Genomic DNA, 17,426 nt, shown 5'->3' with positions numbered 1-17,426 from the left:
GGGGTGCACGAGCAGCCGCCGGCCGCAGTGCCGGACGAGGGCCTCGTCCGGCGGCTGAAGGCGCTGGCCTGCACCGGCCCGCTGCACGCCATGGACGCTCGCAAGACCCGCCTGGACTGGGCGGACGCCGAGATCTACCAGATGGCCGAGGTAGCCCTGCACGCCATCGACCTGGTGGCCATCGCGATGGACTTCGACCGCGGCGCCGATCCGGGGCAGGTGCTGGCCAAGCTTCGCCCGCGGATTGCCGCGCAGGCGCCGGAACGTGACCGGGCCGAGCACGAACGGGTGGCCGAGTGGGTGCTGGAGAACCTGATCAACGTCGGCACCGTCGACCGCGGGTTCCGCTCCGTCTACGGCGCCGTCGACCGGGGTGGGACCTATCGGCGGCGCACCTTCGACTTCAAGCTGCTGGAGGAACTGCGCGACGCCGAGGGCAACCTGCACCTGCGCGCCAGCAACGAGGCGATCAACGTGCTGGTCGGCGCGCTGGACACCGATGTGGAGTCCGCGCAGATCGCCGCCGAGGTCAAGCTGGCCAACCTGATCGAGCGCGGGCGCCTGGCCGACGCGCGGCTGGCCGCCGAGGCCGCGCGGTACCGGACCGTGCAGTACGCGGAGAACCTGCGCCGCAAGCTCGACGCCACCCGCCGGGACGTGCGGTCGGTGGACTGGACGCACGAGGTGCCGGACATGATCGAGGAGGCGCTGGTCCACATCGGCGAGCGCTACCGGGCCGAAAGCGCGATCCTGCGCAACATCACCGCGGCCAGGGATGAGTCCGAGGACGCCGAGCACAAGCGCAAGGCCGCCGATCTGGTGCGGATCGTGGCCGACTGCATCCGGCGGCACACCCAGCTGCAGGCCCGGCTGCAGACCGCGGGGGAGACCTTCCGCGGGGAGCAGGACCGCCAGCAGTTCTCCGGTGTGCCGCAACGAACCTGCCTCGACCTGTTCGGTCAGCTCCTGATGCCCGCGCTGGAAAGCCCACTGGCCTGGACGGCCCGGCCGGTGGACGTCTTCTTCCGCGCCGCGGCCGGTCCGCGGCGGGTGACCGTGCTCGGTCTGGTCGGTCTGGTCGACCTGCTGCTGACGCCGGTCGCCGACCGGGAGCCACTGCTCGACGAGCTGGCCGAACCCGAACTGGCGCCCGGCCCGGAGGCCGACCGGTACACCGAGCACCAGTGGGACCAGGCTTCCGAACTGCTCGAACTCGACGGTGTGGCCTGCCGGTTGTCCGGGCTGCTCACCAGGGCCAGGGACCTGGACCCGGTGCTGCCCGAACTTGTTGCCCTGCGGGTGTTGCACGCCTACAGCCCCGAGTTGGGCGTCGCGCTGCGGCAGGGCGACCCGCGGGTGCTGGTGGCCGTGGACGACGGCACCGCGTTGCGGGACAAGGAGTTCGGCGGCGCTGACCTGCTCGTCGGCGTCGCGGAGCTGCCCGAACTCGACGCCCGGCCGGAGTCGGCGGGCGACAGGGAGGCCGGGTGAACGCCAGGGACGCCGAGGCCGCCGCCCAGCTGATCGCACTGGGCATGCAGCCACGACAACTCGTTGCCAGGGACGTCGTCTACGCCGATCTGGTGCGCCGCTACACCGAGGACGACGAGTTCACCGAACTCGTGCACGCCGTGGCCGCCGGACTCGGCCTGCTCGTGCTGGCGGCAGGCACCCGATCCGGGATCGTGCTGGCCCCGACCGAGGGGTCGGTCTTCGAGATCCGGATGGACGAGTACGCCCGCCGCACCTCGGTGCAGAACCGCCGGGAGGAGAAGGTGCTGCACGGCCTGATCCATCTCGCCGTGGCCGCGCTCGCCTTCCCCCGCCCGGACGACCTGGGCAACGACAGTTACGTCGGCCGCGTCTCGGTCGACCAGGTCGACAGCGCGGTCCGGGACGCCTGCCGGATGCTCGACGAACGGGCCAAGACCGCCGAGGAGAACCACGATCCGCCCGAGGACGCGCCCGAACTGGAACGGGCCTGGCGCGCCTACCTTCGGCGCCCCTCAGCACCGCCCACCAGGGACGGCCGCCGCTCCTTCGCCGCCACCCACGGCATGATCGCCAAGGCACTGAAGTTCCTGGCCGAGCAGGGATTGATGGTGGGGGTCAGCAACGAGCAGGGCGGGGTCTTCCGCACCACGCCTCGATACCAGGTCCAGGTCCGGGAACTGGCCGGGCAGCGGGCTTTCACCGAACTGCTGGAGCTGGGGGTGGTCCCGGTGACCGATCCCGGGGGCAGCCTGCGGGTCGGCGAGCGACCGGAGTAGGGGAGATCATGTACGAACTGGCCAGGGTGCGGCTGTTCTCGGTCGGCCCTGCCGGGGCCCGGTACCAGGACGTGGTGCTGGACCTGCGCGAGGTTGGCGCGCTGGTACCGGGACAGGGCCGCATCGGCGAGTACGCGGCCCGCCGCCCGGCCCCGGCGACCGTGCTGTTCCTGGAGAACGGTGGCGGCAAGTCCGTGCTGATCAAGCTGATCTTCTCGGTGATGCTGCCGGGGCGGCGGCAGGTCGTGGGCACCACCAGCACCCGGGTGCTGGAGAAGTTCGTCTCCGGCAAGGACGTCGCGCACATCGCGCTGGAATGGCAGCACACCGTCAGCGGGCAGTGGCTGGTCACCGGCAAGGTCTCGGAATGGCGCGGCCACGTCCAGTCCGCCGACCCTGGCAAGCTCGTGGACTGCTGGTATTCCTTCCGCCCCACCGGTTCCTGCACCCTGGACGAGTTGCCGGTCACCAGGGACGGACGGCCGATGACCCTCGCCGGCTTCCGCGACCAGTTGCATGAGGCCCAGCGCGCCGAACCCGAGCTGCAACTGACCTGGACCACCGTGCACCGCGACTGGACCGAGCACCTGACCGACCTCGAACTCGACCCGGAGCTGTTCCGCTACCAGCGCACGATGAACGCCGGTGAGGGCGAGGCCGCCGACGCCTTCACCTTCAAGACCGACGAGGCGTTCGTGGACCGCCTGCTCACCGCGGTCACCCCCGAGGAAGACCCCAAGGGGCTGGCTGAGGTCGTGGACGGCTACGCGGAAACCCTGGCTCGCCGCAACGAGATCATCGCCGAACGGGACTTCGTCGCCGGCGCGCTTGACCTGCTCGGGCCGCTGGCCGCACAGGAGGGCGATGCCCGAGCGGCTGAGGTGATGGCCTTCCAGACAGGCCAGCAGGCCCAGCGATTCGCGGGTGCCGTCAGCCGCAGGCACGATCAGGAACGGCAACGCCTCAACCTGTTGAAGGAGACCGCGAAGGAGGCCGCCGAGCGGGAACAGGTCGCCGACAACGAACAACGACGGCTCAACGCGGTGGTGCTCGAACTGCGCAGGCTGCTCGCCTGGCATCTGCTCCGGGACGCCGAAGCGGAGTTGAAGAAGATCGACGAGGAGCTGGCCGGGGCCAGGTCGCGGCTGCGTGCCTGGCAGGCCACCGAGATCGTGCTCCAGTTCCGCACCGCCGAGGACAAGGCCGCGCAGCTCACCGAACTGGTGGAAATCCAAGAGGAACACGCCAAGCCGGCGCTGGACGCGATGAACCGGGCTGCCCGCCGGTTGGCCCGTGGACTGCTCGCCGCGGTGACACAGGCCAAGGCCGATGCGGAAGCCGCCGAGGCGACCGCACGCGGCAGGACGAGCGAAGCCGAGGATCAGCAGGAGATCCTGGGACAGGCACAGAGCACGGTGGGCCGGCAGCAGGGTGTGGCGAAACGCGCCGGCGAGGACCTCACGGCCATCCGGCGGCTGGAAACCACCGCCGTCCAGGACGGACTGCTCGCAGCCGGGGCCGAGGTGCCCGCCGCCGCCCAGACCGCCGAGGAACAGGCCGCCGCCGCCGAGCAAGCAGTCCTCGACGCGCAGCAGGAACTGAAGACCCTTGGCAACAAACGACAAGCCGCGGCCAAGGTGGTGCGGCTGGTCGATGGGAAGGTGTACCAGGCGAGCCGGGTTGCCGAGGCCGCGGCCGCGGCCCATGATCAGGCCCAGCAGGTCCAGACCGCGCTGAGCGGCGAAAGCAGGCTCGCCGAACTGCTGGGCGCGGAGACCGTCGAACTGGACACCGACGCGCCCGCGCTGACCGAGCTGCTCGGCGCCGCCATCGACGAAGCTCAGTCCACAATGGACGAACTTCGGCGCGTGGACACCGACGACCGGCGAACCCTGGAACGGCTCGGCACCGGTGGGTTGCTGCCGGAACCGGCGGAGGTCGAGGCCGCGCTGCAGGTGCTGGAGAACGCCGGGATAGCCGGGTACTCGGGTTGGCGCTTCCTCGCCCAGCTGCCTGCCGAGGGCCGCGGCGCGACCATGGACAAGTTCCCGCACCTGGTCGACGGCATCGTGCTCAACGACCCGGCCGATCTCGCCCGCGCCCGCGCCGAACTGGAACAGGCACGGCTGCTGCCCCGCTCGATCATCGCCGTCGGCGCCACCGCGGCCCTGCGAGACCAGCACGCTGCCGGACCAGCCGGGCTGGCCTTCCTGGTTCCGCCCAACCCGGCCATGTACGACGAGGACGCTGCCGCGGCCGAACGCGCGGCGATCACCGATCGACGCCGGATTCACCAGGCCCGCCTGATTGCCCTGGGCAGCCTGCTCAAGCAGGACCGGGAACTGCTGGAACGGGTGGCGCGCTGGCAACGCGAGTACCCACCGGGAACCTTGCGGGAGCTGGCCGAACACCGCGAGGCCAAGGACACTGAACTGGCGGTGGCCGAGGAGGAGCAGGAGCGGGCTCAGCGGGACGCGGCGGCAGCAGACAAAGCCGAGACTGACACGCGGGACGGACTGCCCCAGCTGCGCACCGAGCAGCAACGGCGGCACGACATCGCGGCCAAGCTGCGCGTGCTCGCCACGCACTGCGCCCGCATCCCCGAACTGACCGCACAGGCCGAAGCGGCCACCGAGGCTGCCAAACAAGCCCAACTGCAGGCCGACGCCGCGAAGGCGGCCGCGACGCGCCTGCGCGGTGCGGCGACCGAGGCATCGTTGCAGGCCGGCGGACATCGGCGCACCGCGAACGCCGCCATGGAGGAGCTGGGCAAGGTGCCCGGTGGCGGTTCGGTGACCGAGCAGGAGCCGGTTCCGGCCGAACCGGTTCCCCAGCTGCGGGCCGCCTATCGGGACGCCGCGCTGGCCTACGAACAGGTCGAGGTCGGTGCGGACCTGCGGGCCGCGCTCAAGTCGGCCCAGGACGGGGAAGCCGGCGCACGCAGGGCCGTGCGGGAACTGCCCACCGACATCGCGACTGAGGCGGGACAGCTACTGTCCACATCGGACGGTATGGACGCCGCGGCCAGAGCCGAAGCGACCGCCCGTGCGGAACGCCAGGTGGCCACGGTGAGCCTGCGGCGGGACGAGATCCAGGAACGCCTCGGCGCGCTGAAATCGGACTACGAGAAGTTTCAGCGCCAGGAACGATCCCTCGAACCCTACGGCCAGCCCAGGGACGCCGAGCACGGCCGGGAACTCCTTGCCCGCGCCAATGCCGACTGGGACCTCGCGCGTGCAGCCCACGAGGAGATCCGGGCCCGGCGACAAGAACTCGACGGTGACGTCGACCGGACCAAGGCACTGGCTGAGGGCTTCCATGCCGTGGCGGACTCTCTCGGCGAGCACCTGGACGACGCGGAGGAGGACGGTGACCCCTTCCCCGGCTCGGTCGAGGACGCGCGGACGCGCCGGGACCGGGTGCGCTCGGACCTCAAGGAGGCCAAGGACATCCACCAGCAGGCCGTGCAGGCGGTGCGCCGGACGGCCGACCGGTTGGCGGGCTATGCCGTGGAAGCCCGCTTCGAGGGCGTCCGGAGCCCGGTGCGGCAACAGCTGGTGGCGGTGCCCCGGGACCGGCTGCCGGAACACGCCGAGGAGTGGGCGCAGGCGCTGCGGCCCCGGTTGCGCACCCTGGTGGACGAGATCGAGCAGATCACCCAGCACCGGGCGGGGATCGTGATCCGGCTCAAGGGCATGGTCGACGGCGCACTGCGCACCCTCCGGCTTGCCCAGCGCCTGTCCAGGCTGCCGGACGGGCTCGGCGGCTGGTCGGGGCAGGAGTTCCTGCGGATCCGGTTCGAGGAGGCCGAGGAGCCCGTGCTGCTCGACCGGCTCGGCGAGGTCGTGGACACCTTCGCCGGCGATGCCGGACCGGCCCAACGCGACGGTGTCAGCCTGCTGCTGCGCGGGGTCCGGGTGGCGATGCCCAAGGGGGTGCGGGTGGAGATGCTCAAACCGGATGCCGTGCTGCGCACCGAACGGCTGCGCGTGGCCGAGATCAAGGACGTCTTCTCCGGCGGTCAGCAACTCACCGCCGCGATCATCCTGTACTGCACCATGGCCGCCCTGCGCGCCAACGACCGCGGCCACGGCAGGCAACGGCATTCCGGCGTGCTGTTCCTGGACAACCCACTCGGCCGCGCCAACGCCGGTTACCTGCTGGAACTCCAGTTCGCCGTCGCCGCCGCGCTCGGTGTGCAGCTCGTCTACACCACCGGCCTGTTCGACACCGGCGCGCTGAGTGAGTTCCCGCTGATCATCCGCCTGCGCAACGACGCCGACCTGCGTGCGGGCCGCAAGTACCTCACCGTGGAAAGCCGGATCGCCGCCGCACTCGACCAGCTCGACGCCCCGGACGGCACCGCCCGGCTCACCGCCACCCGCCTGTTCCACCGCCCGGCCGACGATCCGGCGCCATCATGACCGGGCTGTCCCCGCGTGCCGCCCGGATGGCCGAGGCGATGCGGAACTGGCCCCGCCGCCGGATCACCGCCGCCGAACTGTGGCGGCTGCTGGACACCGCCGACCCAGCGAACCGATCCGCTCCCGGCAGGCGACGGCTGCTGGCCACCACGCTCGCCGAACTCGCCGACGCGGCGCTGCTCATCCTGCCCGCGACCCGGTCCTATGACCGGTCGGCCCAGCCCGCCCTGCCCAGGTTCGTCACCCTGCCCCGCCCAGCGGAACAGCCGGTCGGGACGCCCCGGCCGGTGTGGCACCCCGACCTCGCCTGGGCCGCCGGACTGCCGCTGAGCCAGGCGCAGCTGACCATCCTCGACCAGGCCAACAGCTGGCTGTTTCGCAGCACCGACAAGCTGATCGTGCCGTCCAGGGAACGATCCTGGGAGATCTTCGGCGACGAGAAGACCCTGGACACCCTGCTCGGCGGCGCCCTGTTCGGACCGGGCCGCCTGACCCTGGAGCTACTCCGGACCCGGCGCACCGTCCTGCCGCTGCACCGGGAGCAGGTCGGCGACGGCGAGGTGCTGCTGGTGGTGGAGAACAGCGACACCTTCGGGTCCATTGTGGACACACTGACCGGTCGCGCCGGTCGCGCCGGTCGCGCCGGTCGCGCCGGTCGGGTCGGGCAGGTGGGCTGGGGCGCGGGCGCCGGGTTCGAGTCCTCGGTGCTCTCCCTGGCCCGGCGCACGCCGCCACCGCGGGAGATCCGCTACTTCGGTGACGTGGACGCCGTGGGGCTGCGCATCCCGGCCTCGGCCTCCCGGATCGCCGAATCCGCGGGCCTGCCCCCGGTCCGTCCGGCGGTCGGCCTGTATCGCGCGTTGTTTGCCCGCGGCCGCCCCCAGCCCGGTCAACGCCCCGTGCCCGCGGACCTGGCCGAGACCATCGCGGCCTGGCTGCCCGAGCCGCACTGGGCAGCGGCCGGCTCACTGCTGGCTTCGGGCCACCGCCTCGCGCAGGAGGCCGTGGGCCTGGCGTACCTGCGCGCCAACGCCGAGTGGCAGGACGGTTGAGCGGTAGCCCGAGCCGGCTGTGACCGGTCGGAGCCCAGGGCACGGAACAGCTGGAGCGCATGATCGGCGTGGTCGATGCCAGTCCGGGCGCCAGTGGCCCAGCGACTCCGCCCGCGGTGTGAGCGGGGTGAACTTGTCGCCCTATTGACAATACTCCTCAGGCTGGAATAACCGTCTGCTGCCGATGGTTACTGCTTTTGGTCCATTAGAGTTCGCCCGTTGCGTGCAGTCATTCTGTGGGATAATTGCGAGACTGTCGCGAGTTTTTCCAGGAGGGGCGACATGAGACAGCGCAGGTGGGAAGCTGACCCGACGGCGGTATTGGCCAGGAGATGGGGCCGGTCCCCACACGAATTGGGCACGACCGCCGGGGAGACAACTTGTCCGGACATCTGGGAACTGGACAATGGTGACGTCGCGGTGATCGGGCGCGATCTCACCGACGCACACCGTTCCCGGCTGCCGGCCGGGGTGTCCATTGCCGAGGATGAGCGACTCGTCGTCATTCCCCGGATCACCATGCTCGCGGCAAAGGCGGACATTCCCGATGCGTGAACTGCTTGCCCGCGCGCCTCGTGAGGAGCTGACCCTCGCGGAGTTCGACCGCGCCACCGCGGCGGACCTGGCGCGGATCGGGCCGCCGGGTTTCTGGAAGCTGGAGCGGCAGCAGAGCTTCGCCGAGCCGGGGGATGACAGCTGGGCCGCCTTCGATCGGGGCGACTGGGCGGAGGCGCTACGGCTGATCGCGGAGCGGCAGCCGGATTTTCTGGCCTACTACCGGCGCGCGGCCGCCCGCGGTGACCGGTACTGGCGGGTGCGGGTGGTGGAGCTGCCGCTGACGCCCTACCTGCACTGGGAGCTGCACGTGCTGCGGCTGCGGGCGGTCAGCGGGGCCGCGATCCGCGTGGTCGGGCCGGAGCGGATCGAGCGCTTCGAGCACACCGGGCCACTGCCGGAGGTGTTCACGGTGGGGTCCAGGGCGATGTACGAGGTGGTCTACAACGAGCACGGCGAGCCGGCCGGGGGCAGGCGGTTCACCGACCGGGACCTCATCCGGCGCGTGCAGCGACTGATCCAGGACCTCTACGACTGCGGCGAGGAGTTGTCGGCGTTCTTCGACCGCGAGGTGGCCAGGCTCGGCGCGCCGTGTGGCGGGTGAAGGGTGGGTCGTGAGGAGCCGGAAGACCGGGCGCACCGGGCCGAGATCTCCGGATCGGCCGCGGAGGTGGTGCAGGCCGGTGAGGTGCACGGCGGCGTGCATTTCCACGGCGTGCCCCGCCCCGCCGGCCCCACACCGAGGCAGCTGCCCGGTGAGGCACGCGGCTTCGTCAACCGGCAGCAGGAGGTCGACCGGCTCACCCAGATCCTCACCGGTGACCCGGAGGAACCGGCGGCGGCCGGGTTGCTGGTGCTCACCGGCACCGCGGGGGTCGGCAAGACCTCGCTGGCCCTGCACTGGGCGCACCGGGTGCGCGACCGATTCCCGGACGGCCAGCTGTATGTGAACCTGTGCGGCTACGACCCGGGGCCACCGGTGACCGCGGGCCAGGCGCTGGACCGGTTCCTGCGCGCGCTGGGTGTCCCGGCCACCGGCATTCCGGCCGGGGTGGAGGACCGCGCGGCGCTGTACCGCTCGCTGCTGGCCGACCAGCGTGTGCTGGTGTTGCTGGACAACGCGGCCACCCCGGCCCAGGTCCGGCCACTGCTGCCGGGCACCCCGGCCAGCCTGGCGGTGGTCACCAGCCGGAGCAGGCTCTCCGGACTGGTCGCCAGGGACGGGGCCTGGCGGGTGCCGGTGGACGTGCTGCGTGAGGCCGACGCGGTCGCCCTGCTGCGCAAGGTCACCGCGGGCTATCGCGGCCAGGACGAGACCGCCGAACTCACCGAACTGGCCCGGTTGTGCGCCCGGCTGCCGCTGGCGCTGCGCATCGCGGCCGAACGCGCGGCCAGCAGGCCGCACCGGCGGCTGACCGAGTTGATCGAGGACCTGCGTGACGAGTCCGGGCTCTGGGACGCCCTGACTGCGGACAACGACGAAGAGGCCGACGCCGTGCGCACCGTCTTCGCCTGGTCCTACCGTGCGCTCGGCGAGGAGGCGGCCCGGCTGTTCCGGCTGCTGGGACTGTGCCCCGGCGGCGAGTTCAGCGACGCCGCGGCGGCCGCGCTGGCCGGGGCGAGCCTCGGGCAGGCCCGCCGCCTGCTGGACGTGCTGGCCGGCGCGCACCTGCTGGAGCACGGCGCGGATGACCGCTACCGCTTCCACGACCTGCTCCGCGCCTACGCCACTGACCAGGCGCAACGGCTGGAAAGCGAGGCCGACCGGCTGGCCGCGCTCGCCCGCCTGTGCCGGTGGTACCTGCGGGCCACCGACGCCGCGGTGGCCGTGCTGACACCCTTCGCCGCCAGGGCGCCGCTGCCGGAGGAGGCGCTGGCGGTGCCACCGCCGCGGTTTCCGGCCGAACGCGATGCGCTCCGCTGGTTCGCCGAGGAGCGCACCGCCCTGGTCGCGATGACCAGGCTGGTCGCCGAGCACGGCCTTGCCGAACCGGCCTGGCGGCTGGCCGCGCTGCTGCGCGAGTTCTACCAGCACCGCAACATGTTCGACGACTGGATCGACACCGCCCGGACCGGCCTGGCCGCGGCCCGGCAGCTGGGCGACCGGGCGGGCGAGGCCGAGTCACTGACCAGCCTCGGCGTGGCCTACCTGCAGAGCGGGCGGCTGGCCGAGAGCGCGCAGTGCCACCGGAGCGCGCTGGAGCTGCGGCGGGCAGGCGGTGACGAGTCCGGCGCCGCCCGGTCGGTCAATTCGCTGGGGCTGCTGGCCCTGCGCCAGCGGCGGCTGGCCGAGGCCAGGGCGCGGTTCGAGCGTGGACTGGCCGCCTTCGAGGGGCTGGGCGAGCGCCGGTGGACCGCGGTGCTGCGCGCCAACCTCGCCCATGCCTGCCATGAGTCCGGTGCGCCGGAGGCGGCGAACGAGTACCTGACCAGGGCCTTGGTGGACTTCGCGGATCTCGGCGACCAGGTCGGTCGCGGCGACGCGCTGCACCTGCTGGCCAAGGTGCGCCGGGAGACCGGGCGGCTCGGCGAGGCCAGGGCCGCCATCGAGGCGGCCCTGGACATCGCACGGCAGGCGGAGAACCAGATGTGGGAGGCGCACTGGCTACTGGAGCTGGCCCGCGTCCAGCGGGCCGAGGGCGATGCCGAGCTGGCCCTGACCTCGTGCCGGCACGCGGTGACCATCCAGCGGCAACTCGGCGACCACGGCCGGGAGGCGGAGGCCCTGGACGCCACCGGCGAGGCCTTCCGCGAGCTGGGCCGTCCGGCCGAGGCGGTGCAGTTCCACCAGGTCGCTGTGGTCACCCAGCGCAGGCTCGGTGACCGCTGGCAGCTCGCCAGGGCACTGGACAACCTGGCCCGCGCGCACGCCGAGACCGAGCCGCCGGGGGAGTCCGGTCCATTGTGGACAGAGGCGCTGGCGGCCCTGGCGGACTTCGGCGACCCACGGGCGGAGGCGCTGCGGGCGCGGATCACGGCGCGGCTGGCTCCGGGGCCGGGGCCGACTCGGTGATCCAGATCGGCGCGTCCGCACACCGCACCCGGATGCCCTCGGCGGGTGCCAGGCTGGTCCGCAGCACCCGGATCCGCCGGCCATCGACTTCGGCCAGTGGCCCGCGGCCCGGTCCGATGAACCGGAACATGCGCACCTGGTTGTGCACCGTGGCGGCGGTGCCCGACCAGTCGACCTCGTGGAGGGCCGGTTCGAGCATCCCGGCGTAGGAGGCGCTCGTCTCGTCCTGCGGTTCGCCGGGGAAGCCCGCGAGCACCTGTTCCAGCGCGGTGGCGAGCACACTGCTGACCACCGGCCGGGTCAGCTGCCACAGTTCGGGCGCGGTCACCTCCTCGGCCAGTGGGATGCCGCCCTGCTGGGCGAGCACCGGGCCGGTGTCGAAGTCCTCGTCCATCCAATGGGCGGTCACGCCGATTTCAGGGTCGCCGTTCCGGATGGCGTGCAGCACCGGCGCCGGTCCGCGATAGCGCGGGAGTAGCGACGGATGGATGTTAATTGCGCCCAGTCGGGGTATCTTTCGCACTGAGGCGGGAATTCTCCAGGAGAAGCCGTAAACAACCAGCAAATCGGGCCGGTATCCGGTGAGGGTCCTCGCCAGTCCGGCGGTGCTGCCGGGAAGTAGCAGATCCATGCCAGGTGGCAGCGCGTCGGTGATTTCCGCGACCACTCGCGCGCTACCCGGATCGGTGGGTTTCCCTGGTTTGAGGGAACGGGAGTAGGCGTAGGCGACCGGGGTGTGTCCACCGCGGACACAGGTCTCATGCAGGGCGGCGAGCCGATCGGCGGTAAAGGACACGAGAACGATGCGCAGACCTGCGTCCACGTTGGTCATGCGGAAACTCCTGCCGGACACGGGGATGATCACCTTATTGGTCAGGTGATCTTCGTCGGGTCCGGGGGCCGGAGTGTTAGCAGCGTATCGAGAACTGTGACCCGGCGTATCCCGCCGGCGCCGACCCGGCCCGTGATGGACCCGAGAACCTCGGCCACTGATCCGCACCGGTAGCTGAACAGTCCACAGTGGACAGACAGGGATCCGGGCCAGGTGCCTAGGCAAGCGCGGACGAGGCCACTCGATCGATATCTCCATCGGGCGCGCCCGGGTCACTACTCTGAGTGGCGGTTTGTTTTGGTCCCAAAGGAGTAAGCAAGCTCGCCGCCTCACTTGCCGGATCAACCCTCGTCGTCGCGATGTTGCTGCTGCCCGGCGCCACCACCACGGCCCAACCCGCCGCCCAGGACTGCCTGCCCGGTTCCGGACGGTCCGTGGGACGTGATCACGCCGATGTCCCCGCGGACAAGGTGCGCGCCGTGCAGGCCGACCTGGAACGGCGCTTCGGCAAAGACGCCGATGTCCAGCTCGCCGCCGCGACGATCAACGTCTACGTGCACGTGGTCAGCAAGGACCAGACCCTCGCGGGCGGCAACATCCCGGACAAGCAGATCACCGACCAGATCAAGGTGCTGAACACCGACTTCCGCAGCACCCCCTTCAAGTTCGCCTTGGCCGGCACCGACCGGACGGTCAACCCGGCCTGGCACGTGGCGAAATCGGACAGCCCCGAGGACCTCGCCATGCGTCGGGCCCTGCGCAAGGGCGCCGCCGCCGATCTGAACCTGTGGTTCAACACCTCCGGCGGTTCCCGGGAGAACCTCGGCTACGCGACCTTCCCCTGGGACGCCTACCGGCACCCGCGGATCGACGGCGTGGTGATCCAGTTCGACACGGTGCCCGGCGGCACCCTGGAGCCGTACAACCTGGGCCGCACCGCCACCCACGAGGTGGGCCACTGGCTGGGGCTGCTGCACACCTTCCAGGGCGAATGCGAAACCCCCGGGGACGAGGTGGCCGACACGCCTTACCAGGCATCGGCTTCCGACGGCTGCCCGGAAGGCAGAGACTCCTGCCCGCTGCCCGGCGCCGACCCGATCCACAACTTCATGGACTACAGCGATGACGCCTGCCTGACCGTGTTCTCCTCGGGCCAGATCAAGCGGATGAAGATGATGGCGGTCACCTACCGCGAACTGGGCTGAGCCGTATCGACCTTGCACCCATCGGGTGGCGGTCGCGCATTCGGCTGCGATCGTCCCCGGTGGCGGCGACGATGATCGCGTGCAGGCTGACAGGCGCAAGGCCGGGGTGGTCAACACCGTCAGTGGCGACAGCGCGGGCCCGATCATCCAGGCCAGGGACATCCACGGCGGGGTCACCGTCTGGTACGAGACCCGTCCGCCGGTGCAGCTGCCGCACCGCGCCGGTCTGGTGCCGCCGCAGGCCCGCGGCTTCCAGGAACGGCGGGTGGCACGCCAACTGGCGTCCGACTCAGCGACCAGTGTGCTGTCCGGCATGGGCGGCGTCGGCAAAACCCAGCTGGCCGCCCACCACGCCGAACACCAGTGGGCCACGGGTGCGGTGGAGCTGCTGGTGTGGGTCACCGCGACCTCGCGGGAGGCAGTGGTCTCCGACTACGCCCGGCTGGCCGCCGACCTGACCGGCGTCGCCGACCAGGACCCGGGCGACGGAGCCCGACGATTGCTGGAATGGTTGGCCGGCAACGGATCCCGCTGGCTGGTGGTCCTCGACGACGTGCGTTCCGCCGCCGACCTGACCGACCTGTGGCCCCCACAAACCCAGTCCGGACAGACAGTCGTGACCACCCGCCGCCGGGACGCCGCCCTGCACGGAGCGGGGCGGCAGGTGGTCGAGGTCGGCCTGTTCACCCCCGCCGAAGCCCACGCCTACCTGCGCGAACGCCTGGAACTGGCCGACGACGTCGAGGGCCTCGCCCAGGATCTGGGTTTCCTGCCGCTCGCACTGGCCCAGGCCGCCGCCTACCTGCTGGACCGGCAACTCCCGTGCTCGGAGTACCGGCGCCGGTTCGCCCGACGGCGACTGGCCGCGGTGGTGCCGGAGCACGCGGGCCTGCCCGACGGCCACCGGGAAACCGTGGCGACCACCTGGGCGTTGTCAGTCGAACTGGCCAACCAGCTCGCCCCGGCCGGCCTGGCCGAACCGGTCCTCCAGCTGACCGCGGGCCTGGACCCCAACGGCATCCCGGCCGCACTGTTCACCAGCGACGCCGTGCGCGCGCACCTGAGCACGGTCCTCGGCCACGAGGTGGACCAGGACGACGCCCGGGATGCATTGACCTGCCTGCACCGGCTCAATCTGGTGACCTACCAACCGGGAGAGACCCAGCGCGCGGTCCGGGTACACGCACTCGTGCAGCGGGCCACCTGGGATCAGCTCGAACCGCCGCTACGTGCCACCGTGGCCCGGCATGCCGCCGATGGGTTGACCGAGATCTGGCCGGAGATTGAGAAGGACACCGCGCTGGGCCAAGCACTGCGGGCCAACGCGTTGGCACTGCAGGACAGTGCGGGCGCGGATCTCTTCTGGCCGGACGCGCACCTGCTGTTGTTCACGATCGCGGTCAGCCTCAGCGCCGCCGGGTTGGTGTCGGCGGCCGGTGAACAGAGTCGCCACCTCCGCGACTTCACCAACCGGCACCTCGGCCCCGACCACCCGACCACCCTCACCGCCCGCAGCCACTTCGCCAACTGCCGCGGCCATGCCGGGGATCCGGCTGGGGCGGTCACCTTGTTGACGGACCTGGTCGCAGATCGGCTGCGCATCCTCGGACCCGATCATCTCGGCACCCTCTCCGCTCGCCAGGATCTCGCGCTCTGGCGTGGCGAGGCGGGCAATGCCGCCGGTGCCGTTGGCGCGTTCGAGGAGCTGCTCGTCGATCAGTTGCGGGTCTTCGGCCCTGACCACCCCAATACCCTGCGCACCCGCCACAACCTCGCGCTCTGGCGTGGCGAGGCGGGCGATCCGGCCGGCGCCGCCACCGCCTACGCGGACCTGCTCGCCGACCGGCTCCGCCGCCTCGGTCCGGACCATCCCGAAACCCTGACCGTCCGCGGCGACCTCTCCGCTTGCCGGGGCCAGGCTGGAGATGCGGCAGGGGCGGCCGCGGCTTGCGGGACGCTGCTCGCTGATCAGCTGCGCATCCTCGGACCCGATCATCCCGGCACGCTCGCCACTCGCCACAATCTCGCGTACTGGCGTGGTGAAGCAGGCGATGCCGCCGGTGCCATCGCCGCGTTCGAGGAGCTGCTTGTCGATCAGTTGCGGGTTCTCGGCCCTGACCACCCCAGTACCTTCAACACCCGGGGCTGCCTCGCCTGCGAGCGTGGCAATACGGGGGATCTGGCCGGGACGCTGACCGCGTTCGAGGAACTTCTCGCGGATCAGCAACGTGTTCTCGGCCCGGATCATCCCGACACTCTCAGCATCCGGGGCAAATTGGCCGTCCAACGTGGCGAGGCGGGCGATCCGGCTGGGGCGCTCACCATGCTCGAAGAACTCCTGGCAGATCAGGTGCGTGTCCTTGGTCCCGACCACCCCGGGACCCTGCACTGCCGGAGCGATCTCGCGGCTTGCCGCGGCTCGACAGGCGACACCGCCGGTGCCGCCATCGCGTGGGAGCAGGTGCTCGCAGACCACCTGCGCGTGCTCGGGCCCGATCATCCCGACACCCTGCTCACTCGCGGCAACCTGGCGCTCGTGTGTGGGGAGCGGGGAGACTGGACCAGCGCCGTCACTGCCTACGAGAACCTGCTGACCGATCACCTACGGGTGCTGGGGCCTGACCACCCCAAGACGCTCCTCACTCGCCACAACCTCGCTTTCTGCCGTGGCGAGGCGGGAGACCCGGCTGGAGCCCTCGCCACCTTCGAGGCGCTCCTGGCCGATCGGCTGCGGGTGCTCGGCCCCGACCACCCCAACACCCTTGCCAGCAGGCACAACCTCGCGTTCTGGCAGGCCAAAGCGGGACAGCTGGGCGACGCGGTCACCGCGTTCGCGGAACTGCTCGCCGACCGCTTGCGCGTCCTCGGGCCTGATCACCCCGACACCATCCGCACTCGCGACAACCTGGCTTACTGTCAACGGAAGCGCGACGAGAGCTAGGGCCGGGACTCCTCTTCGTTCCGGCATAGGCTGTGGCGGTATGAAGCCCGCACTGGTGATCGTCGACATGCAGGAAGTCCTGATCCCCCTGGTCTGGCAAGGCATGGAGCTGGCCGACCGGATCGCCGCGCTGGCGTGGGACGCCCGGCAGCACGGCGTGCCGGTGATCGCGATACAGCAGTTCGGGCCCAGCGGATCCATGTTCGATCCCGGATCTCCTGGCACCCGGATCAGTGCTCGGCTGGGGCTGGAGCCGACCGATGTGGTGGTGCCCAAGACCGCGACGGATTCCTTCTACCGCAGCGATCTCGCCGAGTTTCTCACCGCGCGGGGGGTGGACACCCTGGTGCTGACCGGGGTGGCCACCGACTACTGCGTGGACGCGACCGCGCGGTCCGCGCAGAGCCACGGGCTGGACGTGGTGCTGGTCAGTGACGGGCACGCGCCGGCCGCGGGCGGTGATCCGGTCGCGGGATTGACCGCCGAGCAGATCATCGACCGGCACAACCGGCTGCTCAGTACCGCCATCCACCCGGGCGGCGCGCTGAGCCTGTGCGCGGCGGCGGAGGTTGTGTTCCGGGCCGGGTGAGCGTGGTACCGGCAGAAGTGGCGGTAGGTGTTCTCTCCTGGGCACGGCACTGTGTCCGTTCAGGCAGCGCCGCCCACCCGAGGGGGCCGGACTGGCATCGTGGGCAGGTGGCCGATCCGATGTGGACGGTCCGTGTGCGGGCTGAAGGAGACTCAGTGTCCTTGCGTCACAAGGTGATCCGGGGCGGCAGTGCCGTGGCAGTGGCCGCGATCGGCCTCGGGGTGTTCGCCGCGAGCCCGGCCGCCGCCGCCCCTGCCGCCGCGAATTGCAGTGATCCGGCGGGCAAGGTGCAGGCGTGTGTGGAGACCGCGGGCGGGTCGGTGTCGCCGTCGGCGTTCCAGCGCGGGCCGTTGCCGCGGGACTGCCGGATCCGGGTGGTGTTGCGGGCGCCGGACGGGCGGGTGGCGAGCACGCCGCGACAGGCCTGTTTTGTCGGGTTGTCCAGGGGACCGGCGTTGATCGCCGGGCCGGGTAGGTGGGTTGTTTCGGTGGTGGTGACCTCGGGTGGCAGGACGTTCGCGGCGGCTTCGGCGGAGATCACACTT

Annotated in this window: 12 protein-coding genes; 10 read left to right on the top strand and 2 right to left on the bottom strand. The window is 71.2% G+C overall.

All coding sequences use genetic code 11. The annotated features are described in order from the left end of the window. Window positions 1-3 precede the first annotated feature (3 nt). The 7 genes from MZC64_RS15465 (at window position 4) to MZC64_RS15435 (ending at window position 11,314) form a co-directional block, all read left to right on the top strand. Window positions 4-1,491, top strand: a complete 1,488-nt coding sequence (locus MZC64_RS15465) for a hypothetical protein (protein WP_247756399.1) — start codon at window positions 4-6, stop codon at window positions 1,489-1,491. A 44-nt stretch (window positions 1,492-1,535) separates the two neighbouring features. After that, entirely contained in the window at window positions 1,536-2,270 is a 735-nt protein-coding gene (locus MZC64_RS15460; RefSeq protein ID WP_247757422.1) for a hypothetical protein, read from the top strand. A gap of 8 nt (window positions 2,271-2,278) precedes the next feature. Beyond that, window positions 2,279-6,694 carry a hypothetical protein gene (locus MZC64_RS15455; RefSeq protein WP_247756401.1) on the top strand — a complete coding sequence of 1,472 codons (4,416 nt, stop codon included), beginning with the start codon at window positions 2,279-2,281 and terminating at the stop codon, window positions 6,692-6,694. Further along, window positions 6,691-7,746 carry a hypothetical protein gene (locus tag MZC64_RS15450; protein ID WP_247756403.1) on the top strand — a complete coding sequence of 352 codons (1,056 nt, stop codon included), beginning with the start codon at window positions 6,691-6,693 and terminating at the stop codon, window positions 7,744-7,746. Before MZC64_RS15455 ends, MZC64_RS15450 begins: the two co-directional genes overlap by 4 nt. A gap of 354 nt (window positions 7,747-8,100) precedes the next feature. Continuing rightward, window positions 8,101-8,301: a hypothetical protein gene (locus tag MZC64_RS15445; RefSeq protein ID WP_247756405.1), complete on the top strand. Its 201-nt coding sequence runs from the start codon at window positions 8,101-8,103 to the stop codon at window positions 8,299-8,301. Continuing rightward, a complete protein-coding gene (locus MZC64_RS15440; RefSeq protein WP_247756407.1) occupies window positions 8,294-8,905 on the top strand; it encodes a DUF6879 family protein in 612 nt (203 codons plus the stop codon). The genes MZC64_RS15445 and MZC64_RS15440 overlap by 8 nt, the downstream gene beginning before the upstream one ends. Before the next feature lie 3 nt (window positions 8,906-8,908). Continuing rightward, window positions 8,909-11,314 carry a tetratricopeptide repeat protein gene (locus MZC64_RS15435; protein ID WP_247756409.1) on the top strand — a complete coding sequence of 802 codons (2,406 nt, stop codon included), beginning with the start codon at window positions 8,909-8,911 and terminating at the stop codon, window positions 11,312-11,314. Here MZC64_RS15435 and MZC64_RS15430 read toward each other — a convergent pair. Continuing rightward, a complete protein-coding gene (locus MZC64_RS15430; RefSeq protein WP_247756410.1) occupies window positions 11,274-12,146 on the bottom strand; it encodes a methionyl-tRNA formyltransferase in 873 nt (290 codons plus the stop codon). The genes MZC64_RS15435 and MZC64_RS15430 overlap by 41 nt on opposite strands. Before the next feature lie 359 nt (window positions 12,147-12,505). Here MZC64_RS15430 and MZC64_RS15425 point away from each other — a divergent pair, with 359 nt between their 5' ends. From MZC64_RS15425 to MZC64_RS15415, 3 genes are all read left to right on the top strand, one after another. Continuing rightward, window positions 12,506-13,351, top strand: coding sequence for a zinc metalloprotease (locus MZC64_RS15425; RefSeq protein WP_247756412.1), 846 nt, complete (start codon window positions 12,506-12,508; stop codon window positions 13,349-13,351). Between the two features lie 79 nt (window positions 13,352-13,430). Beyond that, window positions 13,431-16,292 carry a tetratricopeptide repeat protein gene (locus MZC64_RS15420; protein ID WP_247756413.1) on the top strand — a complete coding sequence of 954 codons (2,862 nt, stop codon included), beginning with the start codon at window positions 13,431-13,433 and terminating at the stop codon, window positions 16,290-16,292. Window positions 16,293-16,332: 40 nt separating this feature from the next. Beyond that, window positions 16,333-16,881, top strand: coding sequence for an isochorismatase family protein (locus tag MZC64_RS15415; RefSeq protein ID WP_247756415.1), 549 nt, complete (start codon window positions 16,333-16,335; stop codon window positions 16,879-16,881). Between the two features lie 166 nt (window positions 16,882-17,047). Here the strand turns inward: MZC64_RS15415 and MZC64_RS15410 are convergent, their stop codons facing one another. Next, window positions 17,048-17,422: a hypothetical protein gene (locus MZC64_RS15410; protein ID WP_247756417.1), complete on the bottom strand. Its 375-nt coding sequence runs from the start codon at window positions 17,420-17,422 to the stop codon at window positions 17,048-17,050. Between the last annotated feature and the right edge of the window lie 4 nt (window positions 17,423-17,426).

The sequence above is a fragment of the Crossiella sp. S99.2 genome (genome assembly GCF_023094165.1).
GTDB lineage: Bacteria > Actinomycetota > Actinomycetes > Mycobacteriales > Pseudonocardiaceae > Crossiella.
Note: the sequence above shows the minus strand (reverse complement) of the source record. Positions and strands in the feature narration are given on the sequence as shown.